This window comes from Streptomyces sp. XH2, from assembly GCF_049725035.1.
GTDB classification, from domain to species: Bacteria; Actinomycetota; Actinomycetes; order Streptomycetales; family Streptomycetaceae; genus Streptomyces; species Streptomyces roseoverticillatus.
The window spans coordinates 222,690-244,409 of record NZ_JBMMMZ010000010.1 but is presented as its reverse complement, the minus strand read 5'-3'; the positions used below and the strand labels follow the sequence as shown (position 1 = coordinate 244,409).

The 21,720-nt window shown below is 72.4% G+C and carries 17 protein-coding genes; 13 read left to right on the top strand and 4 right to left on the bottom strand.

Annotated features, from left to right (window positions below; all coding sequences use genetic code 11):
• The 6 genes from ACOTKD_RS21765 to ACOTKD_RS21740 all read left to right on the top strand — a co-directional run bounded on the left by ACOTKD_RS21765 (window position 1) and on the right by ACOTKD_RS21740 (window position 7,773).
• On the top strand, window positions 1-774 hold the full coding sequence (locus ACOTKD_RS21765) for a DUF3710 domain-containing protein (RefSeq protein ID WP_424890663.1): 774 nt from the start codon (window positions 1-3) through the stop codon (window positions 772-774).
• Between the two features lie 326 nt (window positions 775-1,100).
• On the top strand, window positions 1,101-1,190 hold the full coding sequence (gene kdpF, locus ACOTKD_RS21760) for a K(+)-transporting ATPase subunit F (protein WP_043188605.1): 90 nt from the start codon (window positions 1,101-1,103) through the stop codon (window positions 1,188-1,190).
• An 8-nt stretch (window positions 1,191-1,198) separates the two neighbouring features.
• Window positions 1,199-2,890, top strand: a complete 1,692-nt coding sequence (gene kdpA, locus ACOTKD_RS21755; RefSeq protein WP_424890662.1) for a potassium-transporting ATPase subunit KdpA — start codon at window positions 1,199-1,201, stop codon at window positions 2,888-2,890.
• Window positions 2,887-4,989 carry a potassium-transporting ATPase subunit KdpB gene (kdpB, locus tag ACOTKD_RS21750; protein ID WP_424890661.1) on the top strand — a complete coding sequence of 701 codons (2,103 nt, stop codon included), beginning with the start codon at window positions 2,887-2,889 and terminating at the stop codon, window positions 4,987-4,989. Before kdpA ends, kdpB begins: the two co-directional genes overlap by 4 nt.
• 7 nt (window positions 4,990-4,996) lie before the next feature.
• Complete coding sequence (gene kdpC / locus ACOTKD_RS21745) at window positions 4,997-5,647, top strand: potassium-transporting ATPase subunit KdpC (protein WP_424890660.1); 651 nt, start codon at window positions 4,997-4,999, stop codon at window positions 5,645-5,647.
• 263 nt (window positions 5,648-5,910) lie between these two features.
• Window positions 5,911-7,773, top strand: a complete 1,863-nt coding sequence (locus ACOTKD_RS21740) for an NAD-binding protein (RefSeq protein WP_424890773.1) — start codon at window positions 5,911-5,913, stop codon at window positions 7,771-7,773.
• 329 nt (window positions 7,774-8,102) lie between these two features.
• Here the strand turns inward: ACOTKD_RS21740 and ACOTKD_RS21735 are convergent, their stop codons facing one another.
• Window positions 8,103-8,648, bottom strand: a complete 546-nt coding sequence (locus ACOTKD_RS21735) for a GNAT family N-acetyltransferase (RefSeq protein WP_424890659.1) — start codon at window positions 8,646-8,648, stop codon at window positions 8,103-8,105.
• Between the two features lie 203 nt (window positions 8,649-8,851).
• On the opposite strand from ACOTKD_RS21735, the gene ACOTKD_RS21730 reads away from it, so the two are divergent.
• From ACOTKD_RS21730 to ACOTKD_RS21715, 4 genes are all read left to right on the top strand, one after another.
• A complete protein-coding gene (locus tag ACOTKD_RS21730) occupies window positions 8,852-11,404 on the top strand; it encodes an ATP-binding protein (RefSeq protein ID WP_424890658.1) in 2,553 nt (850 codons plus the stop codon).
• A gap of 85 nt (window positions 11,405-11,489) precedes the next feature.
• A complete protein-coding gene (locus ACOTKD_RS21725) occupies window positions 11,490-12,179 on the top strand; it encodes a response regulator (protein ID WP_030366096.1) in 690 nt (229 codons plus the stop codon).
• Window positions 12,180-12,397: 218 nt separating this feature from the next.
• Entirely contained in the window at window positions 12,398-12,796 is a 399-nt protein-coding gene (locus tag ACOTKD_RS21720) for an OB-fold nucleic acid binding domain-containing protein (RefSeq protein WP_424890657.1), read from the top strand.
• 3 nt (window positions 12,797-12,799) lie between these two features.
• Window positions 12,800-13,528 carry a DUF3159 domain-containing protein gene (locus tag ACOTKD_RS21715; protein WP_424890656.1) on the top strand — a complete coding sequence of 243 codons (729 nt, stop codon included), beginning with the start codon at window positions 12,800-12,802 and terminating at the stop codon, window positions 13,526-13,528.
• An 83-nt stretch (window positions 13,529-13,611) separates the two neighbouring features.
• On the opposite strand, the gene ACOTKD_RS21710 is transcribed toward ACOTKD_RS21715, so the two are convergent.
• Window positions 13,612-14,283 (bottom strand): potassium channel family protein, encoded by a 672-nt coding sequence (locus ACOTKD_RS21710; protein WP_424890655.1) that lies wholly within the window; start codon window positions 14,281-14,283, stop codon window positions 13,612-13,614.
• Window positions 14,283-14,948, bottom strand: coding sequence for a potassium channel family protein (locus tag ACOTKD_RS21705; RefSeq protein WP_424890654.1), 666 nt, complete (start codon window positions 14,946-14,948; stop codon window positions 14,283-14,285). The genes ACOTKD_RS21710 and ACOTKD_RS21705 overlap by 1 nt, the downstream gene beginning before the upstream one ends.
• 405 nt (window positions 14,949-15,353) lie before the next feature.
• Between ACOTKD_RS21705 and ACOTKD_RS21700 the strand changes: the two genes are divergently transcribed.
• Window positions 15,354-16,598, top strand: a complete 1,245-nt coding sequence (locus tag ACOTKD_RS21700; protein WP_424890653.1) for an IS701 family transposase — start codon at window positions 15,354-15,356, stop codon at window positions 16,596-16,598.
• Here the strand turns inward: ACOTKD_RS21700 and ACOTKD_RS21695 are convergent.
• A complete protein-coding gene (locus tag ACOTKD_RS21695; protein WP_424890652.1) occupies window positions 16,586-18,550 on the bottom strand; it encodes a helix-turn-helix domain-containing protein in 1,965 nt (654 codons plus the stop codon). The genes ACOTKD_RS21700 and ACOTKD_RS21695 overlap by 13 nt on opposite strands.
• 282 nt (window positions 18,551-18,832) lie before the next feature.
• Between ACOTKD_RS21695 and ACOTKD_RS21690 the strand changes: the two genes are divergently transcribed.
• Together ACOTKD_RS21690 and pabB are read left to right on the top strand one after the other, a co-directional pair.
• The gene (locus tag ACOTKD_RS21690; RefSeq protein ID WP_424890651.1) at window positions 18,833-19,582 is read left to right on the top strand and encodes a 50S ribosomal protein L11 methyltransferase; all 750 of its coding nucleotides are present in this window, start codon (window positions 18,833-18,835) and stop codon (window positions 19,580-19,582) included.
• An 18-nt stretch (window positions 19,583-19,600) separates the two neighbouring features.
• Complete coding sequence (pabB, locus tag ACOTKD_RS21685; RefSeq protein WP_424890650.1) at window positions 19,601-21,685, top strand: aminodeoxychorismate synthase component I; 2,085 nt, start codon at window positions 19,601-19,603, stop codon at window positions 21,683-21,685.
• The last annotated feature ends 35 nt before the right edge of the window (window positions 21,686-21,720 follow it).

Here is a 21,720-nt window from a genome sequence, read left to right as displayed (position 1 = left end):
GTGTTCGGTCGTCGCCGCAAGCGCAGTGAGGACGTGGTCGAGGACTCCCGTCCCGACGACGTGACCTCCGAGGAGTTGGCCGAGGAGTCGGCCGCACCGGACTCCGCGGCCGAGAGCCGTGTCCGGCTGGAGCCGGAGCCGCGCCCCGACGGGCCGTGGGACCTCTCCGAGGTCCGCGACCCCGCCGAGGGCCGGGTCGACCTGGGCGGTCTGTTCGTGCCGGGTGTCGAGGGCATGGAGCTGCGCGTGGAGGTCGCCGGTGACGCGATCGTCGCCGCCACCGTCGTGCTCCGCGACAGCGCCGTGCAGCTGCAGGGCTTCGCCGCCCCCAAGCGCGAGGGCATCTGGGGCGAGGTCCGCGAGGAGATCGCCTCCGGCATCACCCAGCAGGGCGGTGTCGTGGACGAGGTCCAGGGGCCGCTCGGCTGGGAGCTGCGGGCCCAGGTGCCCGTGGCGCTGCCGGACGGCACGCAGGGCGTGCAGATGGTGCGCTTCGTCGGGTGCGACGGGCCGCGCTGGTTCCTGCGCGGCGTGATCTCGGGCCAGGGCGCGGTGCAGCCGCAGACCGCGGGCCTGCTGGAGCAGATCTTCCGGGACACCGTCGTCGTCCGCGGCGAGTCCCCGATGGCTCCGCGCGACCCGATCGTCCTGAAGCTGCCCGAGGACGCCCAGATGGTCGCCGAGGGCCTGCAGCAGCAGGACGACGACCGCTCGCGCTTCGCGGGCGGCGTGGACCGCCTGGAGCGCGGTCCGGAGATCACCGAAGTGCGCTGACGGACGCTCGCAGCCACCGGCGAAACACCCTCGCGGGCGGGTGGATTCCGGCCTTCCGCTGGGCCGCAACCCCTGACCGGGGTTGCGGCCCAGCGGCGTTTTTGCAGGTCAAAGGCGTACCCGTATGGATCCCGTCAAGGGGGCGCTAATGGCCGTATAGAGCGCGTCAACGAGGTGCCCGAGAACGTTCGGGAACGGTTTCCTGTGATGGTCCGTTCATATCCGAACCCTCTCTAGGAGCACACGATGGCCGACGTGGCCTTCGTCGTCACCACGATCGCGGTCTTCGCGCTGGTGGCTCTCGTCGCCAAGGGGGTGACGAAGCTGTGACCGCCGAGAACATCGTCGGCCTGGTCGTGGCCGTCGCCCTCCTGGGCTACCTGATCCTCGCCCTCGTCTTCCCGGAGAGGTTCTGAGCACAGATATGAGCCCCGTACTCTCCGGAGCCCTCCAGCTCCTCGCGCTCGTCGCGGCGCTGGCGCTGTCCTACCGCCCCCTGGGCGACTACATGGCCCGCGCCTACAGCTCCGACAAGCACCTGCGTGCCGAGAAGCTGATCTACCGCACCATCGGCGCCGACCCGGACGCCGGAATGCGCTGGCCCGCGTACCTGCGCGGCGTCCTCGCGTTCTCCGCCGTCAGCGTCCTCTTCCTGTACCTCCTGCAGCGGATCCAGGGCATACTCCCCGACTCGCTGTCGCTCGGCTTCACCGCGATCAGCCCGGACCAGGCGTTCAACACCGCCGCCTCGTTCGTCGCCAACACCAACTGGCAGTCGTACTCGGGCGAGCAGGCCATGGGCCACGCCGTCCAGACGCTCGGCCTCGCCGTGCAGAACTTCGTCTCCGCGGCCGTGGGCATGGCCGTGGCCGTCGCCCTCGTCCGGGGCTTCGCCCGCTCCCGCACCGGTGAGCTCGGCAACTTCTGGGCCGACCTCGTGCGCGGCACCGTCCGCATCCTGATCCCGCTCTCGGTGATCGGCGCGATCGTCCTCGTCGCCTGCGGCGCGATCCAGAACTTCTCGGGCATCCACGAGATCGGCCGGCTCACGGGCGGCACCCAGCAGGTCAACGGCGGCGCCGTGGCCTCGCAGGAGGTCATCAAGGAGCTCGGCACCAACGGCGGCGGCTACTTCAACGCCAACTCCGCCCACCCGTTCGAGAACCCCAACGCCTTCTCGAACCTCTTCGAGATCTTCCTGATCCTCGTCATCCCCTTCGCGCTGACCCGGACCTTCGGCAAGCTCGTCGGCAACGTCAAGCAGGGCTACGCCATCCTGGCCGCGATGGGCGTCATCTGGCTCGGCTTCACCGTGCTGATGATGTGGACCGAGTACGCGCACCACGGCGCCGCGCTCCAGGAGGCGGGCGGCGCGTGGGAGGGCAAGGAACAGCGCTTCGGCGTCGGCGCCTCGGCCATCTTCGCCACCACCACGACGCTCACCTCGACCGGTGCGGTGGACTCCTTCCACTCCTCCTTCACCGGCCTCGGCGGCGGCATCGCGCTGCTGAGCATGATGCTCGGCGAGATCGCCCCCGGCGGCGTCGGCTCCGGCCTCTACGGCATGCTCGTCATGGCGATCATCGCGGTCTTCATCGCGGGCCTGATGGTCGGCCGGACGCCCGAGTACCTCGGCAAGAAGATCGGCACCCGCGAGATCAAGCTCGCCGCGTGCTACATCCTCATCACGCCCACCCTGGTGCTGGGCTTCACCGCCCTGTCCATGGCGCTGTCCTCGCCGCCCGAGTCGATCCTGAACGTCAAGGGCAACTCGGTGGACGGCAGCGGCGCCCACGGCTTCTCCGAGGTCCTGTACGCGTTCACCTCCGGCGCCAACAACAACGGCTCCGCCTTCGCCGGCCTGAACGCCAACACGCCCTGGTACAACACCACGATCGGCCTCGCCATGCTGCTCGGCCGCTTCCTGCCGATGGTCTTCGTCCTGGCGCTGGCCGGCTCGCTCGCCGAGCAGACGCCCGTCCCCGAGACCGCCGGCACCCTGCGCACGGAGAAGCCGCTCTTCGCGGGCCTGCTCGTCGGCGCGATCCTGATCATCACCGGCTTGACCTACTTCCCGGCCCTGGCCCTTGGCCCGATGGCGGAGGGACTCTCATGAGCACGACCACCCCTGTCCGTACGCCGTCCGAGGAGGACGTCCAGCCGCAGGGCTCTGCGGAGTCCGGCCGGGTCTCCGGCGGCCTCTTCGACCCGGCGCAGCTGCTGAAGTCGCTGCCGGACGCCTTCCGCAAGCTCGACCCCCGGGTGATGGTCAAGTCCCCGGTGATGTTCGTGGTCCTGATCGGCTCGGTGGTCACCACCGTGCTGGCGCTGAAGGACCCCGGCTCCTGGTTCGGCTGGGCGATCACCGTCTGGCTGTGGCTGACCGTCCTCTTCGCCAACCTGGCGGAGGCGGTGGCCGAGGGCCGCGGCAAGGCCCAGGCCGACACCCTGCGCAAGGCCAAGACCGACACGGTGGCGCGCCGCCTGAACGGCGACACCGAGGAGTCGGTGCCCGGCACCGAGCTGCGCGTGGGCGACCTGGTCGTCTGCGAGGCCGGCGACATCATCCCGGGCGACGGCGACGTCGTCGAGGGCGTCGCCTCGGTCGACGAGTCGGCCATCACCGGCGAGTCGGCCCCGGTCATCCGCGAGTCCGGCGGCGACCGCTCGGCGGTCACCGGCGGCACCAAGGTCCTCTCCGACCGCATCGTCATCAAGATCATGACGAAGCCCGGCGAGACCTTCATCGACCGGATGATCAACCTGGTCGAGGGTGCCGCGCGGCAGAAGACGCCCAACGAGATCGCGCTGAACATCCTGCTCGCCTCGCTGACGATCGTCTTCCTGCTGGCCGTCATCACGCTCCAGCCGTTCGCGATCTACGCGGGCGCCGAGCAGTCGATGATCATCCTCGCGGCGCTGCTCGTCTGCCTCATCCCGACCACCATCGGCGCGCTGCTGTCCGCAATCGGCATCGCGGGCATGGACCGGCTGGTGCAGCGCAACGTCCTGGCGATGTCCGGGCGCGCGGTGGAGGCCGCGGGCGACGTCTCGACGCTGCTGCTCGACAAGACCGGCACCATCACCTACGGCAACCGCCAGGCCGCCGAGTTCGTGCCCGTCAAGGGCACCATGGCTGCCGAGGTCGCCGACGCCGCCCAGCTCTCCTCGCTCGCCGACGAGACGCCCGAGGGCCGCTCGATCGTCGTCCTCGCGAAGGAGAAGTACGGCCTGCGCGAGCGCCACGAGGGCGAGCTCGTGGGCGCCGAGTGGATCCCGTTCACGGCCCAGACCCGGATGTCCGGCGTCGACGTGGAAGGCCGCAAGGTCCGCAAGGGCGCGACCGGTTCGGTCATCGCCTGGGTCGAGGAGCAGGGCGGCCGCGTAGCCGAGGACGCCCGCAAGCTCACCGACGACATCTCCCAGGCCGGCGGCACCCCGCTGCTCGTCGCCCTGGAGGACGACAAGGGGGCGCGCGTCCTGGGCGTCATCCACCTCAAGGACGTCGTCAAGGAGGGCATGCGCGAGCGGTTCGACGAGCTGCGCGCCATGGGCATCAAGACCGTCATGATCACGGGCGACAACCCGCTGACGGCCAAGGCCATCGCGGAGGAGGCCGGCGTCGACGACTTCCTCGCCGAGGCCACGCCCGAGGACAAGATGGCGCTCATCAAGCGCGAGCAGGCCGGCGGCAAGCTCGTGGCGATGACGGGAGACGGCACGAACGACGCCCCCGCGCTGGCGCAGGCGGACGTGGGCGTGGCCATGAACACCGGCACCTCGGCCGCCAAGGAGGCCGGGAACATGGTGGACCTGGACTCCAACCCCACCAAGCTCATCGAGATCGTCGAGATCGGCAAGCAGCTGCTCATCACCCGCGGCGCCCTGACGACCTTCTCGATCGCCAACGACGTCGCCAAGTACTTCGCCATCATCCCGGCGATGTTCGCGGTGGCCTACCCCGGCCTGGACAAGCTCAACATCATGAGCCTGACCTCGCCCGAGTCGGCCATCCTCTCGGCGGTCATCTTCAACGCGCTGATCATCGTGGCCCTGGTGCCGCTCGCCCTCAAGGGCGTGCGCTACCGCCCGATGAGCGCGGACGCCATGCTCCGCCGCAACCTCTTGATCTACGGACTGGGCGGTCTGATCTCCCCGTTCATCGGCATCAAGATCATCGACATGCTCATCTCCCTCATCCCTGGCATCGGGTGACGACACCATGAACAACTCCGTACGCAGCACGGCCCGCCTGGTCGGCGCGGGGCTCCGCGCCCTGCTCGTCCTCACGGTGGTCTGCGGGGTGATCTACCCGCTGGTCGTCACCGGCATCGCCCAGGCGGCCTTCCACAACAAGGCCAACGGTTCCGAGGTCACGGTGGACGGCAAGTCCGCCGGCTCCGAGCGGCTCGGCCAGAGCTACACCCTCGACAAGAAGGACAAGGACGGCAACCCGCTGCCGGACCCGAAGTTCTTCCAGCCGCGCCCGTCGGCCGCCGGCCCGAACGCCGAGAACACGCAGTACAAGCTGATCGTCTCCGGCGCCTCGAACCTCGCCGCCGACAGCAAGACCCTGCTCGACGCCGTCAAGCAGCGGCGGACGGACGTCGCCGAGTTCAACCACGTGGACCCGAAGTCCGTGCCGGTGGACGCGCTGACGGCCTCCGCCTCCGGTCTCGACCCGGACATCTCGCCGGCCTACGCGCGCCTGCAGGCCAAGCGCGTCGCCGAGGCCAACGGCCTGCCTGCCGGCAAGGTCGAGAAGCTGGTCGAGGACCATGTGGACGGCCGCGTCCTCGGCTTCATGGGCGAGGAGCGCGTCAACGTCCTGAAGCTCAACATCGCGCTGCGGGAGCTCGCCGGCGGGAAGTGACACCCGCACGGCAGGCGTGACAGCGGAGGCCGCGGCCCGGTCCCTCGTCAGGAGGGGCCGGGCCGCGGTGCGTCCGCGGCGCCCGCCGCCGGGCAGCGGGGGAGGGGCTGCTTCCGGTGAGCGGCGGCGCGCGTTCCGGCTCCGCCGCGTTGAATGTCCTGGATGTCCATGGCAATTCCGGTGAATGTTCGACCAGCGCAGGGCAGTCTGACAGTGTGGCCACACTGAACCAGCAGCCCCAAGTCACGCCAGCCGCACCGCACATGGTGGTGTGCGGCGACGACGGGCTCGTGCACCGGCTCGCCGCCGAGCTCTCCGGCGTGTACGGCGAGCGCGTCACCGTCGTCCTGCCGCCGGCGCGCGAGGCCAGGCGGCGCCCCGCGCCCATGGTCGGCCGCGCCGCGGCCCTCTTCGGGCGCGTCACCGGGGTCGTCGGCCGCGCCGGCGCCCCCGACCGCAACGGCACCGCGGCGGCCGGCGGCGGACTCGTCCGCGTCGTGGAGGCGACCGAGCCCGACGAGGACGCCTTCACCGAGGCGCAGGTGGCCCGGGCCACGGCCCTCGCCCTCGTCTACGACGACGACGAGACCAACGTCCAGGCGGCCCTCCTCGCCCGCCGCCTCAACCCGCGCGTCCGGCTCGTCATCCGCCTCTACAACCGGCGGCTCGGCCAGCACCTGGAGGAAGTCCTCGACCAGGCCGCCCTGCTGGCCGCCGCCACGCAGGACGCCGAGCCCGTCACCGACGCCACCACCACCGTCCTGTCGGACGCCGACACCGCCGCCCCCGTCCTCGTCACCGCCGCCGTCTCCGGGCACAGCAGGGTCTTCGACGTCGGCGGCAGACTGCTCAGAGCCGCCGAGCGGCCGTCCGCGGCGGAGGCCGCCGCCCGGCCCCAGGAGCTGTGCACCGTCGCCCTCCTCTCCCCGGCCCAGCGGCCCGCCGGCGCCTACGGGCTCGAAGCCGACGGGCCCCTGCTGCTGCCCGGCGCCGTGCCGCCGCCGGGCGCGGAGGGGCGCTCCCGGGTCGTCCTGGAAGCCGTCCCCTTCGACGTGCCCTCCGGGCCGCCCGCCCGGCCCACCGTCCGCGGCCTGCCGCTCGGCTCGTTCTTCTCCCGGCGCCTGCGATGGGCCCTGGCGCTGCTGACCGCCGCCGTGTGCGGGCTGGCCGTCGCGTCCTGGAGCGTCAGCAGCAACAACCCGACGCACGCCGTCTACCTCTCGCTCCTCGACCTCTTCGCGATCAACGAGCCCGCGATCCGCGAGGGCCACGGCCGGCAGATCCTCCAGCTCCTCTCCGGCTTCACCGGCCTGCTGCTGCTCCCCCTGCTCGTGGCCGCCGCCCTGGAAGGGCTCGGGACCTTCCGCTCCGCCTCCGCGCTGCGGCGTCCGCGGCGCGGCCTCTCCGGCCACGTGGTGCTGCTCGGACTCGGCAAGATCGGCACCCGCGTGCTGGCCCGGCTCCGCGAGCTCGGCATCCCCGTCGTCTGCGTCGAGCGCGACCCGCAGGCCCGCGGCGTCGCGCTCGCCCGCGCGCTGCGTGTGCCCACGATCATCGGCGACGTCACCGAGGAAGGCGTGCTGGAGACCGCCAAGATCGGCCAGAGCGGCACGCTCATGGCGCTGACCAGCAGCGACATCACCAACCTGGAGGCCGCGCTGTACGCGCGGGCCGTCAAGCCCGACGTCCGCGTGGTCATGCGGCTCTACGACGACCGCTTCGCCAAGGCCGTCTACCGCACGCTGCGCGACACGTATCCGCAGGCGTGGACCCGCAGCCGCAGCGTGTCGTTCCTCGTCGCCCCGGCCTTCGCCAGCGCGATGGTGGGGCGTCAGATCCTGGGGGCGGTGCCCGTGGAGCGGAGCGTCGTCCTCATCGCGGCCGTCGAGGTCGTCGGCCACGCCGGCCTGGAGGGGCGCGCCGCCGCCGACGCGTTCGCGCCGGGGGCGTGGCGGGTGCTCGGGCTGACGATGGTCCGCCCGGACGCGTCCGGGCGGCAGACCGTCCTGCTGCGGGACCTTCCCGGCGACTACGTGCTGTGCGGCCAGGACCGCGTCCTCGTCGCCGCGACCCGCCAGGGCCTGGCCGACCTCCTGGGCCGCCGCCCGGTTCCGCGTCCTCGTTAATGCACCGGCCGCGCCGACACGCCCTCCGCCGCGGCGGTGCTCGGCCCCTGTGGTGGTGTCCGGCGGTGCCGTACGGCCTGAGGCCGGTCCGGCGCCGCCGGGTCGCGTTCGTGTGGCCGGCCGCCGTTGCGGCGGGGGGAAGGGCCCTGGGCTCCAGTGACTGGCCCTCCGCCGCGGCGGTGCTCAGCCCCCATGGCGATGTTCGGCGGTGCCGTACGGCCTGAGGCCCGTCCGGCGGTGCCGGGGCGCGCTCGTGTGGCCGGCCGCCGTTGCGGCGGGAGAAGGGGCCGGCGCCCCGGCGGCGCGCCCGTCGGCGCGGGACGTGCCGTCTACCACACGTCCCCGGGACGCCAGTCGCACGCCAGCGCGCCGTCCAGGTCCAGCGCCGCGCCGAGCGGGAAGACGTAGATGCAGCCGTCCTCCTCCTCCGTGCGCTGCAAACCCGCCGGTGAGACCACCGACGACGGGCCGCGCCACAGCTGCCAGCCACGGCCCGCGTACAGCGGCACCGCCTCGTCCGCCGCGCCCAGCGCGCCCACCTCGTACCCCCCGTCCCGCAGGATCCGCTCCAGCGCGTCCATGACGGCCGAGGCCACGCCCCGCCGGCGCCGGTCCGCGCGGACGGCGACCGCCTCCACGTAGCCGGCCCGCAGCGCCCGCCCGCCGTGCAGGAGCCGCCGCTGCACGAGCGAGCCGTGGCCTATGAGCTCGCCGTCCTCCCACGCGAGGGCGTGCATGCCGCCGATGGTGTGGTCCCAGTCGTCGTCGGAGAAGTCCCCTTCGAACGCGTCGTCCATGAGGGCGCGGACCGCGGCGAGTTCCGCGCCGGTCAGATCCGAGGTGTGGGCGGTGCGCATGTCGGTCATGCAGGCCATCATGCCGCCGTACAGGGCCTGCGAAGGACACGGCGTGCAGCGTCAGAGCTGCGTCAATACCGCGGCCCGCACCCCCGCGCGCCCCATATGTCCGAAAGTTTGGTCGTAAGGTCGGCCGTACGCGGCAGTGCGGGCACATCGGCACTGCCGGCCGTCACGGACCGGCCGGACACCACCGCGTGGCGTGAAAGACAATAGGGGCCATGGGACGCGGCAAGCTTCGGATCTACCTCGGCGCGGCACCGGGCGTCGGCAAGACGTACGCGATGCTCTCGGAGGCCCACCGCCGCGTGGAGCGCGGCACGGACGCCGTGGTCGGCTTCGTCGAGCACCACAACCGGCCGCGCACCGAGGTGATGCTGCACGGCCTGGAGGAGGTGCCCCGCAGGGAGATCGCCTACCGCGGGACGACCTTCACCGAGATGGACATCGACGCCGTCCTCGCCCGCCGCCCCGCCGTCGTCCTCGTCGACGAGCTCGCCCACACCAACGTGCCGGGCTCGCGCAACACCAAGCGCTGGCAGGACGTCGAGGAGCTGCTCCAGGCGGGCATCGACGTCGTCTCCACGGTCAACATCCAGCACCTGGAGTCGCTCGGCGACGTCGTCGAGTCGATCACCGGCGTCCGGCAGCAGGAGACCGTGCCCGACGAGGTGGTGCGCCGCGCCGACCAGATAGAGCTGGTCGACATGTCGCCGCAGGCGCTGCGCCGCCGCATGGCCCACGGGAACATCTACAAGCCCGACAAGGTCGACGCGGCCCTCTCCAACTACTTCCGGCCCGGCAACCTGACCGCGCTGCGCGAGCTCGCGCTGCTGTGGACGGCCGACCGCGTCGACGAGTACCTGCGCCAGTACCGCACCGAGCACAGCGTCTCCACCATCTGGCACGCCCGCGAGCGCATCGTCGTGGGCCTCACCGGCGGCCCCGAGGGCCGCACGCTGATCCGCCGCGCGGCGCGCATGGCGGCCAAGGGCTCCGGCAGCGAGATCCTCGCCGTCTACATCGCCCGCAGCGACGGGCTGACCTCGGCGTCGCCGAAGGAGCTGGCCGTCCAGCGCACCCTGGTCGAGGACCTCGGCGGCACCTTCCACCACGTGATCGGGGACGACGTGCCCGCTTCGCTGCTGGAGTTCGCCCGCGGAGTCAACGCCACCCAGATCGTGCTCGGCTCCAGCCGGCGCAAGACCTGGCAGTACATCTTCGGCCCGGGCGTGGGCCAGACCGTGGCCCGCGACTCCGGGCCCGACCTCGACGTGCACATCGTCACCCACGAGGAGGTCGCCAAGGGCCGCGGCCTGCCGGTCTCGCGCGGCGCCCGCCTGGGCCGCGGCCGCATCGCGGCGGGCTGGCTCGTGGGCGTCGTCGGCCCCGCCCTGCTGAGCCTGCTGCTCACGCAGATCGGCCCGGACCTCGGCCTCGCCAACGACATGCTGCTGTTCCTGTGCATGACGGTGGCCGCGGCCCTCCTCGGCGGCCTGCTGCCCGCCCTCGCCTCGGCGGCCTTCGGCTCGCTGCTGCTGAACTACTACTTCGTCGAGCCCCTCCACCAGTGGACGATCACCGACCCGAAGAACATCGTCGCCATCGCGATCTTCGTCTTCGTCGCGGTCTCCGTGGCGTCCACGGTGGACCTGGCCGCACGCCGCACCCACCAGGCGGCCCGGCTGCGCGCCGAGTCGGAGATCCTGTCCTTCCTGGCCGGCAGCGTCCTGCGCGGTGACACCAGCCTGGAGGCGCTGCTGGAGCGGGTCCGGGAGACCTTCGCCATGGAGTCCGTGGCCCTGCTGGAGCGCGCCAGCGAGGTCGACCCGTGGACCTGCGCGGCCAGCGTCGTGACGAACTCGGGCAAGCCCCTGCTGCGGCCCGAGGACGCCGACGTCGACATGCCCGTCGGCGACAACATGGCGCTCGCCCTCTCCGGCCGCGTCCTGCCCGCCGAGGACCGCCGCGTGCTCGCCGCCTTCGCCGCGCAGGCCGCGGTCGTCCTGGACCGGCAGCGGCTGGTCGGCGAGGCCGAGCGGGCCCGCCGCCTGGACGAGGGCAACCGCATCCGCGTGGCCCTGCTCGCCGCCGTCAGCCACGACCTGCGCACCCCGCTCGCCGCGATCAAGGCCGCGGTGACGTCCTTGCGCTCGGACGACGTCGCCTGGTCCGAGGAGGACGAGGCCGAGCTGCTGGCGAGCATCGAGGACGGCGCGGACCGCCTCGACCACCTCGTCGGCAACCTCCTCGACATGTCGCGGCTGCAGACCGGCACCGTCACCCCGCTGATCCGCGAGATCGACCTGGACGAGGTCGTGCCCATGGCCCTGGGCGGCGTCCCCGAGGGCAGCGTCACGCTCGACATCCCCGAGTCGCTGCCGATGGTCGCCGTCGACCCGGGCCTGCTGGAGCGCAGCGTCGCCAACGTCGTCGAGAACGCCGTCAAGTACAGTCCCGACGGGACGCCGGTCCACGTGGCCGCCAGCGCCCTGGGCGACCGGGTGGAGGTCCGGGTGGCCGACCGCGGCCCCGGCGTCCCCGACAGCGCCAAGGACCGCATCTTCGAGCCCTTCCAGCGCTACGGGGACGCGCCGCGCGGGGCCGGCGTGGGCCTCGGCCTGGCCGTCGCCCGGGGCTTCGCCGAGGCCATGGGCGGCACCCTCGCCGCCGAGGACACGCCCGGCGGCGGCATGACGATGGTGCTCACCCTGCGGGCCGCCGCGGGGGTCGCCCCCGTCCGAGCGGACCTCCCGGCGCAGGCCACCTCGTGAGGCGTTCCCCGCGCACCGACCGACCAGCAGTCCCCGACCCCGGGCCCCGCGGAGGGGCCCGCACGACCAGCAGAGGTGGTTACCGATGAACCGGGTGCTCGTGGTGGATGACGAGCCGCAGATCGTCCGCGCCCTCGTGATCAACCTCAAGGCGCGGAAGTACGAGGTCGACGCCGCGCCCGACGGCGCGACCGCGCTCCAGCTCGCCGCCGCCCGCCACCCCGACGTGGTCATCCTCGACCTCGGCCTGCCCGACATGGACGGCGTCGAGGTGATCAAGGGCCTGCGGGGCTGGACCCGGGTCCCGATCCTGGTCCTCTCCGCCCGCCACACCTCCGACGAGAAGGTCGAGGCGCTGGACGCCGGCGCCGACGACTACGTCACCAAGCCGTTCGGCATGGACGAGCTGCTGGCCCGGCTGCGGGCCGCGGTGCGGCGCGCCGAGCCGACGGGGCCCGCGGCCGCGGGCGACGACGCGATCGTCGAGACGGAGGTCTTCACCGTCGACCTCGCGGCGAAGAAGGTCAACCGCGAGGGGCGGGACGTCCGGCTGACGCCGACGGAGTGGCACCTGCTGGAGGTCCTGGTCCGCAATACGGGACGTCTCGTGAGCCAGAAGCAGCTGCTCCAGGAGGTCTGGGGCCCCTCGTACGGCACGGAGACGAACTACCTGCGGGTGTACATGGCGCAGCTGCGGCGGAAGCTGGAGCGTGACCCGTCGCATCCGAAGCACTTCATTACAGAGCCGGGGATGGGGTACCGGTTCGAGATGTGACGGGCGGTTCCGGGCGGTCGGCCGGGGGTCCGGGGGTTGCCCCCGGGAGTTGCGGCATCACGGAGCCGGGGATGGGGTACCGGTTCGAGATGTAACGCATTGTCCTCAATCGCCGGACGGGCTCAAAAAATTTTGAGCCCGTCCGGCGATTGAGGACAAAGGGGCAGCCCCCTCGTGGGGCAGGAACCCGCCCGGAGGGCTGCCGGTACGCTGGGTTCATGAGTGCCGTACCCCGTTCCGAGAAGCCGACCGGCCGTTTCCGCCGGATGCTCGACCGGCTGTCCACCTCGCAGGAGGAGCTGCACCACGCGGAGCTGCAGCAGGACACGGAGGCCGCGGGCTGCACGCGGATATGCGACTGCGACGACCGCCAGATAGTCAAGGTCACCGGTACGCTGCGGACCGTCACTCTGCGTCCGCGCGCCGGTGTTCCCGCTCTGGAGGCCGAGCTGTTCGACGGCTCGGCCGCGCTCGACGTCGTGTGGCTCGGCCGTCGTTCCATCGTCGGCATAGAGCCCGGCCGTAAGCTGATCGCCTCCGGCCGGATCTCGATGAGCCGCGGCCGCCGGGTGCTGTTCAATCCCAAGTACGAACTCCGACCGCTCGGACAGGAGTAGCGGGTGACGTCTCTCGACAAGCCGATCGTTGACCAGCAGGGGACGGGCGGTGACGCCGACGCGTCGGCAGCCACCAAGGCCGCCCTGTTCGAGGCCTTCGGCGGGGTGCGGGGCATGGTCGAGACGACCGTGCCGGGACTGGTCTTCGTGGCGATCTTCACCGCCCAGCGGGACATCCACACCGCGGCCATCGCCGCGCTGGGCCTCTCGCTGCTGATGGGCGTGGCCCGGCTGCTGCGCAAGGACACCGTCAAGCACGCCTTCAGCGGCGTCTTCGGGGTGGCCATCGGCGCGGTCTTCGCGATGATGACCGGTGACGCCAAGAACTTCCACCTGCCGGGCATGCTCTACACCCTGGGCCTGGCCGTGGCGTACATCGTCACGTCGCTGGCGGGCTATCCGCTGCTCGGGCTGATCCTCGGGCCGGTGTTCAAGGAGAACCTCTCCTGGCGCACCCGCAACCCCGGCCGCAAGGTGGCCTACACCAAGGCGAGCTGGGCCTGGGGCCTGATCCTGCTGGCCAAGTCGGCGATCCTCTTCCCGCTGTACTGGTGGGGCGACGCCACGGAGCTCGGCTGGGTGAAGGTGGCCCTCGGCATTCCGCCGATGCTGCTGTCCGTCTACCTGACCTGGATCTTCCTGGCCAAGGCGCCGCCGCCGATCGACGTGATCGCGGAGATGGAGGAGGCGGAGCGCGCCGAGGAGGCGGAGGGCAGTAAGGCCCTGAGCTGAGCGCCCCCCCCCCCCCACGACCACCGCGGGGCGGCGCGACCGCGCCGCCCGGCGTTCTTCGTGCGTGCGCGTGCCGGCGGGTGCTAGCCGGCGTCCCGCGTGGCCGACAGCAGGTCCTCCAGCTGTTCCTCGCGCGCCGGCGCCGCCACGAACAGGAGTTCGTCGCCGGCCTCCAGCGCGTCCTCGCGGCTGGGCGTGAGCACGCGGTTGCCGCGGATGATCGTGACGAGCGAGGTGTCGTCCGGCCAGTCCACGTCGCCGACCCGCGTGCCGGCCAGCGCCGACTCGGGCGGCAGCGTCAGCTCGACCAGGTTCGCGTCGCCCTGGCTGAAGCGCATCAGCCGCACCAGGTCGCCGACGCTCACGGCCTCCTCGACGAGCGCCGACATCAGGCGCGGCGTGGACACGGCCACGTCGACGCCCCAGGACTCGTTGAACAGCCACTCGTTCTTGGGGTTGTTCACCCGGGCCACGACCCGGGGCACCCCGTACTCGGTCTTGGCCAGCAGGGAGACGACCAGGTTGACCTTGTCGTCACCCGTGGCCGCGATGACCACGTTGCAGCGCTGCAGCGCCGCCTCGTCCAGCGAGGTGATCTCGCACGCGTCGGCCAGCAGCCACTCCGCGAGCGGCACCCGCTCGACCGAGATGGCGGTCGGGGCCTTGTCGACGAGCAGCACCTCGTGGCCGTTCTCCAGCAGCTCGCCCGCGATGGAGCGGCCGACGGCACCGGCACCGGCAATGGCGACCCTCATCAGTGCGCCTCCTCGGGGCCGTGCGCGAACGACGCCTCGACCTTCTCGACCTCGTCGGTGCGCATCATCACGTGCACCAGATCGCCTTCCTGCAACACCGTCGAGGACGTCGGCAGCATCGCCTCACCCAGCCGGGTGAGGAACGCCACCCGCACGCCGGTCTCCTCCTGGAGCTTGCTGATCTTGTGGCCGACCCAGGTGTCGGAGGCCGGCACCTCGGCCAGCTGCACGCCGCCGCTCGGGTCGCGCCACAGCGGCTCCGCGCCGGACGGCAGCAGCCGCCGCAGCATCTGGTCGGCCGTCCACCGGACGGTGGCGACGGTCGGGATGCCGAGCCGCTGGTAGACCTCGGCGCGCCGCGGGTCGTAGATCCGCGCGGCCACGTTCTCGACGCCGAACATCTCGCGGGCCACCCGGGCCGCGATGATGTTGGAGTTGTCGCCGCTGCTGACGGCCGCGAAGGCGCCCGCCTCCTCGATGCCCGCCTCGCGCAGGGTGTCCTGGTCGAAGCCGACACCGGTGACGCGGCGGCCGCCGAAACCGGAGCCCAGGCGGCGGAAGGCCGTCGGGTCCTGGTCGATCACGGCCACCGTGTGACCCTGCTGCTCAAGGGTCTGGGCGAGGGCCGAGCCCACGCGCCCGCAGCCCATGATCACAATGTGCACGACGCTTACCCCACGCTCCGGACTACCGCGCTGACCTGCACCAACAACCTGCTCACGTGTTCCCTTCCGGTGTGCTGCGCCCGCGTGGCCGAATGCTGCCCGCGGTATCGGCGCGGAACCTCCCCCGAGGGGACGTCCGCGCCGGTGCATGGGACCACCGTATCCGCAACGCCCCGCGCGGCTTCGACCCCGTCCTCCGAGTGGCCCCCCGCGCCGCTGCCGGGGTGGTGGTCCGGGCACACCCCACGGGCCCTCCGGGGTGCCGTCCGGCGCCTCACGGACCGCCGGGTGGTGGTGGGGCCACCATCGCGAGGGGCACGCGGGTGGCCTTGACACCTGGGCGCCGGGGGGTGCGCGGCAGCACCGTGGAGAGAGCCACCCAGCTGCCGAGATGGGGGATTGACGATGAGTGGTGCTGCTCTCTACCCGCGGACCGTACGGCCCGCCGTTCCCGCCCCGGCCCGCCCCGAGCCCCAGGGCCCCGGATCCCAGGACGACGTGCTGGCCGAGCTGTGCGCCGCCCTCTTCGCCTCCCTGCCGCGCAGCGACCAGCGGCGCCGGGGCGAGGCCTACGTGCGCGGCCTGCTGGGCACCCAGGGCCGCAAGTCCATCCGCAACATCGCGGCGCTCATCGGCGGCCAGGCCGCCGAACAGAGCCTGCACCACTTCATCTCCAGCTCCACCTGGGACTGGATCCCCGTGCGCCGCGCGCTCGCCCATTACCTCGCCCGGGTCTCGCCCCCGCACGCGTGGGTCGTGCGCCCGATGGTCATCCCGAAGGCCGGCGACAACTCGGTGGGCGTCGACCGGCGCTTCTGCCCCGCCGTCGGCCAGGTGCTCAACGCGCAGGAGGCCGTCGGGGTCTGGGCCGCCTCCGCCGAGCACAGCACCCCCGTCAACTGGCGGCTGCACCTCTCCGACGCCTGGCTGCAGGACGGGCTCCGGCGTAGCCAGGCCTCCATCCCCGACTCGGTCCGCCCGGAGACGCTGGGGGAGTGCACCGTCGAGGCGTACACGGGGATGATGCGGGACTGGGGGCTGCCGCTGCGCCCCCTGGTGCTGGACGCCCGCGACATGGACGCTCCCGCGGCCCTGCTGCGGCTGCGCGCCTGCGGCGTGCCGGCCATGGCCCGCATCAGCCACTCGCTGCGGCTCACCGTTTCCGGCCCGGCCGTGCCGGGCCGCGGCGCGGAGGCGCTGCCGGCCCACCAGATCCTCGGGGCGGCCCGCGACCTGCGGCGCCCGGTGATGTGGCGCGACCACGGCCCCGCGCGGGTCGTCCGGACCGCGCTCACCGCGGCCGTGCGCGTGGGGCTGCCGGCGCTGCGGACGGCGGCCGTGCCGGGGCCGGCGCGGCGCCGGGAGTTACTCCTGCTGGGCGTGGGGGAGAACGGCCGGCGCTGGCCGGCCGAGCTGTGGCTGACGGACATGGTCAACGTCCCGCCCGCCGCCCTCGTCCGGCTGGGCAAGCTCCTGGACCGGGTCGACCGGGACTTCACCGAGATCTCCGACGAGGTCGGCCTCCGGGACTTCGCGGGCCGCTCGTTCAGCGGCTGGCACCGGCACGTCACGCTCGCCTCCGCCGCCCACGCCGTGGCCGCGCTGACCGGCCGCCCGGAGGAGGGCCTGCGGCTCGGCTACGTCTCCTGAGCCTCCGGGGGGCCGCCGCCCTCGCCGGGCGCGGCCCGCTCGCCCAGCCGCAGGCTGTGCCGCACCCGGAAGACCCGCAGGGCCAGCTGCACCTCCAGGGCGCGCTCGGGCTGCTGCCACTGCGGCCCCAGCAGCTCACTGATCCGCTCCAGGCGCCGGGCCACCGTATTGGGGTGCACATGAAGCTTCTTGGCCGCGTTCGTCGGGCTGCCGCCCGCCTCGAAGTACGTCTCCAGCGTGCGCGTCAGGTCCGTGAACCGCTGCTGGTCGTAGTCGATGACCGGTCCGATGGCCGAGTCGACGAACCCCTCGACGTCGTGGTTGTCGGAGAGCAGCACCCCGAGGAAGCCCAGCTCGCGCACCGACGCCGAGCGGCCGATCACCCCGAGCGAGGTCATCGCGTCCAGGCAGCGCAGCGCCTCCTGGAAGGAGTGGTGGACGGAGGCCGGCCCCGCGACCGGGCCGGCCGAGCTCACCGTCACCGGATGGCCGAGCAGCGGGGACAGCTCCGCGGAGACGGCGCGGCCCGCGCCGCCCGCGTCCGATCCGGGCAGCAGCAGCACCGCGCAGCCGTTGTGCATGCTCTTGAGCCCGCTGAGCCGGTGCGCGTACGACGACGCCCAGATCGCCGTCTTGCCGCGGGCGTCGCCCTCGGGGCGCGCCACGACCACGACGTGCGGCTTGCTCAGGTCGATGCCGAGCCGCCGCGCGTGCGCCTCCAGCTGGTGGGGCGGGCGCTGCGGGCTCGCCAGCAGGTCGGCGAGGAAGTCGTCGCGGACCTGCCCCTCGGCGATCGCCGTGCGGCTGCTCTCCACCAGCAGCTGTACGGCCATGACCTGCGCGACCAGCCGCAGCAGCCGCTCGTCCTGCACCGCGCCGGGGCGGTCGGGGCGCAGCAGCAGGGTGCCGAGGTTGCTGCCGGTGCCCGCGGAGATCGGCACGGCCCACAGCCCGTCGTCGAGGGCGACGGGCTCGCGCGCGGCGTGGGCGTCCATGGCGGCGGGCACGAGCAGCGACTCGGGGTCCGCGCCCTCGTCCCGCACGTGCCCGGAGGAGCAGAGGACGGTGCCGTTGGCGGCACACACCTGGACGGCGGCCGCGCCCAGCTCGGCGGCCGACGCCCGGGCCAGGGCGTCCAGATCGCAGTCGCCCAGCACCAGCTGGATCAGCCGGTGCTGGGTGTCGCTGAGCTCCTGCGCGCTGCGCAGCCCCGCCTCGACCCGCGTGGAGTGCTGTTCCAGCTCGGCCACCAGGGCGGTGGTCCGGTCCAGCAGCTCGGCCTTCTCTATGGCCACGCCCGCGAGGTCGCCCAGCGAGCTGAGCAGTGCTATCTCGTCCGTGGTGAACTGCCGGACCTTGCGCTCGGCCACGTACAGGGTGCCGAAGGGGCGCGCCCCGCGGTTCAGCGGGACGGCGAGGACGGCCTGCAGCCCCTCGGCCTTCACCACGTAGTCGATGTCGCCGCTGTGCTGGATGCGCTCGTCGGCGAGGTAGTCCGGCGTCCAGAACGGGGAGGGGTTGGACATGACGGCGGAGCCCAGCCCGCTGCCGCCGGGCAGCCGCAGGCCCACGTTGAACGCGGTCGTGTGGCCGTCGGAGGCGCGGATGGTGACGTACCGCTCCCCCTCGTCGTACATTCCGATGTACGACATGTCGACGGCGAGCAGCAGCCGGGCGCGCCGCAGGATGACCTTCAGCAGCGTGTCGAGGTCGTGCGGGGTGGCCAGGTCGCGCGCGGTGTCGACGAGGGCGGACAGCCCGGCCTCCCGCTGTTGCTGACGCTCCGTCCAGGTCCGTATGGTCAGACCGAGCTGGACCGCGCGGTCGAGCCGGGCGACGGCCGCGGCGCTCGCACCGGAAGCGCGGATCCGTTCGGCGAGGGCATCGTATTCCTGGGCCGGCGCCCCGGCGGCCAATAGCTCCAGCACGGCGAATATGCCGTCCTCGGACATGCCTTGCGACACGATGCCCCCCGGGTCCGGTGCGCTCTGCCGCACGGATAGAGCCGCGGCACGGTATGCGGGGAAGCTATGCACACCGGCAGTGGCGCGTCAACCGCTGCCGATCAAGCGGGGGCAGTGGCGGGCGGCGGGCCCCGCGCGGTGGTGTCCGGACCACCGCCGAAACTCGCGGGTGTGTTACTGGATCACCTTCCTCTTTAGCGTCCCTATAGGTGAAGGTTGATGAACACCCGGCGCGCGGCCGGGAGTTGTCGCCGATTCAGGGGGCTCGGTATGACGGGGGTACGCGACTACAGACTCTCTCTCGAACGCAGCCGCCGGGCGCTCGTGCGCGAGGACCGGCCGGCCGTTTTCACGATGTGCGGCCGCGAGTGGGACCTCTTACCGGAAGTATTTGCTCCGATTTACTCGCCGGCGACGGAAATCACGCTGGACTTCCTGGACCTGACGGAAAAGGCCGCCGAATCCGCCGTCCTCCGCGGGGGGTCACTCCTGGAGATCGGGTGCGGCACCGGCGTCGTGGCGGTGGCGGCCGCCCTGGCGGGCTGCACCCGGGTCCTCGCGACCGACATCAATCCCGCCGCGGTGCTGAACACCGAGCGGAACGCGGCCCGGCACGGAGTGCCGGACAGGGTGTCCGGCCTGCACAGCGACCTCTTCGAAAGCCTCACCGGACAAGAGGGGTTCGACACGGTTTTCTGGCACTCGAATTTCGTCCTGGCGCCGCAGGACTACCGGCCCAGGACCATGCACGAGAGGGCATACGTCGACCCCGGCTACGCCGCGCACCGCCGCTTCCTCCAGGAGGCGCCGGACCGGCTCGCACCGGGCGGCAGGGTCCTGCTGCACTTCAGCACCAGGGGGGACGTGCCCGCCCTGCGCCGGATCGCCGACGCGTGCGGCCGCCGGCTGGACGTGGTCCGCCGCACCGTCGTACGGGAAGGCCGGCACGAGGTCGAGCACATGCTGATGGAAGTGACGCCGGCGGCGGATTCCGTCCGCCGCCCGGAAGTCGTCCGATAACGCCGAAACGGGGGAAACGTGCGTACGTTATTAGTCGACAACTACGACTCCTTCACCTACAACCTGTTCCACTATCTGGCCGAGGTGAACGGCCGCGAACCCGAAGTGGTCGCCAACGACGACCGGTCCTGGCGGATGAAACACCTCGCCGAATTCGGCAACGTCGTCATATCGCCCGGCCCCGGAACCCCGGAGCGGGAAGCGGACTTCGGCATCTGCGCGGAAATCCTGCGCAGCGGCGGGCTGCCGACGCTCGGGGTCTGCCTCGGCCACCAGGGCATCGCCCTGCTGTACGGGGGCGAAGTCGGCCGGGCCCCGGAGCCGTACCACGGCCGGGTCTCGCCCGTCGTCCACGAGGGCACCGGCCTGTTCGAGGGGCTGCCGTCCCCTTTTCCGGCCGTGCGCTACCACTCGCTGGCCGCCCGCGGACTGCCCGCCGGCCTGGAGGTGACGGCCCGGACGCCCGACGGCATCGTGATGGGGCTGCGGCACCGTGTACGCCCCCTGTGGGGCGTGCAGTTCCATCCCGAGTCCATCGGGAGCGAGCACGGGCACCGCATTCTGGACAACTTCCGAAGGCTGAGCGAACGCCACAGGAAGGTGGCCCCCGCGCCCGTGCCGCCCGCACCGCCGCAGAGGAAGAAGGAAGATCCGTCCCGCAGCCTGCGGATCCTGACCGCGGCCCTGCCGACGAGCTGGGACGACGAGGTGGTGTTCGACCGCCTGTTCCGCAGGGGCGCGCACCCGTACTGGCTGGACAGCAGCAGCCGGGACGAGCGGACGGGCAGGTTCTCCATCATGGGGGACGCCTCCGGCCCGCTCGCCCGCACCGCCACCGCCGACGTCCACAGCAGCACGGTGACGGTCCGATCGCGCCGCACCACCGAGGTCGTCACAGGACGGTTCCTCGACTGGCTCGACCGCGACCTGCGGGCCGCCCGCACCGAAGTGCCGCCGCTGCCCTTCGACTTCGCCCTCGGCTGGGTGGGCTACCTCGGCTACGGCCTGAAGGCCGAGTGCGGCGGCGAGCCCGGCCACCGGTCCGGCGAGCCCGACGCCACCATGGTCTTCGCCGACCGGGCCGTCGTCCTCGACCACGCGACCGGCACCACCCACCTCCTCGCCCTCACCGAGGACGGCAACGAGTCCGCGGCCCGCACCTGGCTCGACACCACCGCCCGCAGGCTCGCCGCGCTCACCGGGCTGCGCCCCTTTCCGGCCCGCCGCCCCGGCACCCTCGGCGCCCTGCGGCTGCGCCACGACCGCGACGCGTACCTCCGGCTGATCGACACGTGCCAGGAACAGATCGCGGCGGGGGAGTCGTACGAGATCTGCCTGACCAACATGGCCGAGGCCGCGGGCACGCTCGACCCCTGGGACGGCTACCGCTACCTGCGCCGCACCAGCCCCGCCCCCTTCGGCGCCCTGCTCTCCTTCGGCGGGCTGTCGGTGCTGAGCACCTCGCCCGAACGGTTCCTGCGCATCGACCGCGAGGGCCGGGCGGAGTCCCGCCCGATCAAGGGCACGCGCCCGCGCGGCGCGACGCCCCAGGAGGACGCCCGGCTCGCCGAGGACCTCGCGACCGACGAGAAGGACCGCGCGGAGAACCTGATGATCGTGGACCTGGTCCGCAACGACCTGGGCCGCTGCGCGCGGATCGGCTCGGTCGAGGCGAAGGACGTCTTCCGCGTGGAGAGCTACGCGAAGGCCCACCAGCTGGTCAGCACGGTGCGGGCGACGCTGCGCGAGGACCGCTCCGCGGTCGACTGCGTGAGGGCGGCCTTCCCGCCGGGCTCGATGACGGGGGCGCCCAAGGTCCGCACGATGCAGATCATCGACGCCCTCGAAGAGGGCCCCCGGGGCGTGTACTCGGGAGCGATCGGCTACTTCTCCCTCACGGGAGCAGCGGACTTGAGCGTGGTGATCCGCACCGCCGTGGTCACGCCGGACCGGGTCCGCTACGGGGTGGGGGGCGCGATCATCGCCCTCTCCGACCCGGAGGAGGAGTACGAGGAAACGGCGGTGAAGGCGGCACCGCTCACCGCGCTGACGGGCAAGGAATTCCCGGACCGCAGGCCGGCGCGGGACGCGGTGGGAATCTGACGAGGACCGCCTGCCGGCGGTCAGTGGAGGACGAG

Bases quoted from the DNA above. Each gene is read 5' to 3' on its own strand.
- kdpA (WP_424890662.1), top strand. From the start codon at position 1,199: ATGAGCCCCGTACTCTCCGGAGCCCTCCAGCTCCTCGCGCTCGTCGCG.
- kdpB (WP_424890661.1), top strand. From the start codon at position 2,887: ATGAGCACGACCACCCCTGTCCGTACGCCGTCCGAGGAGGACGTCCAG.
- kdpC (WP_424890660.1), top strand. From the start codon at position 4,997: ATGAACAACTCCGTACGCAGCACGGCCCGCCTGGTCGGCGCGGGGCTC.
- ACOTKD_RS21740 (WP_424890773.1), top strand. From the start codon at position 5,911: ATGGTGGTGTGCGGCGACGACGGGCTCGTGCACCGGCTCGCCGCCGAG.
- ACOTKD_RS21735 (WP_424890659.1), bottom strand. From the start codon at position 8,648: ATGGCCTGCATGACCGACATGCGCACCGCCCACACCTCGGATCTGACC.
- ACOTKD_RS21730 (WP_424890658.1), top strand. From the start codon at position 8,852: ATGGGACGCGGCAAGCTTCGGATCTACCTCGGCGCGGCACCGGGCGTC.
- ACOTKD_RS21725 (WP_030366096.1), top strand. From the start codon at position 11,490: ATGAACCGGGTGCTCGTGGTGGATGACGAGCCGCAGATCGTCCGCGCC.
- ACOTKD_RS21720 (WP_424890657.1), top strand. From the start codon at position 12,398: ATGAGTGCCGTACCCCGTTCCGAGAAGCCGACCGGCCGTTTCCGCCGG.
- ACOTKD_RS21710 (WP_424890655.1), bottom strand. From the start codon at position 14,283: ATGAGGGTCGCCATTGCCGGTGCCGGTGCCGTCGGCCGCTCCATCGCG.
- ACOTKD_RS21700 (WP_424890653.1), top strand. From the start codon at position 15,354: ATGAGTGGTGCTGCTCTCTACCCGCGGACCGTACGGCCCGCCGTTCCC.
- ACOTKD_RS21695 (WP_424890652.1), bottom strand. From the start codon at position 18,550: ATGTCCGAGGACGGCATATTCGCCGTGCTGGAGCTATTGGCCGCCGGG.
- ACOTKD_RS21690 (WP_424890651.1), top strand. From the start codon at position 18,833: ATGACGGGGGTACGCGACTACAGACTCTCTCTCGAACGCAGCCGCCGG.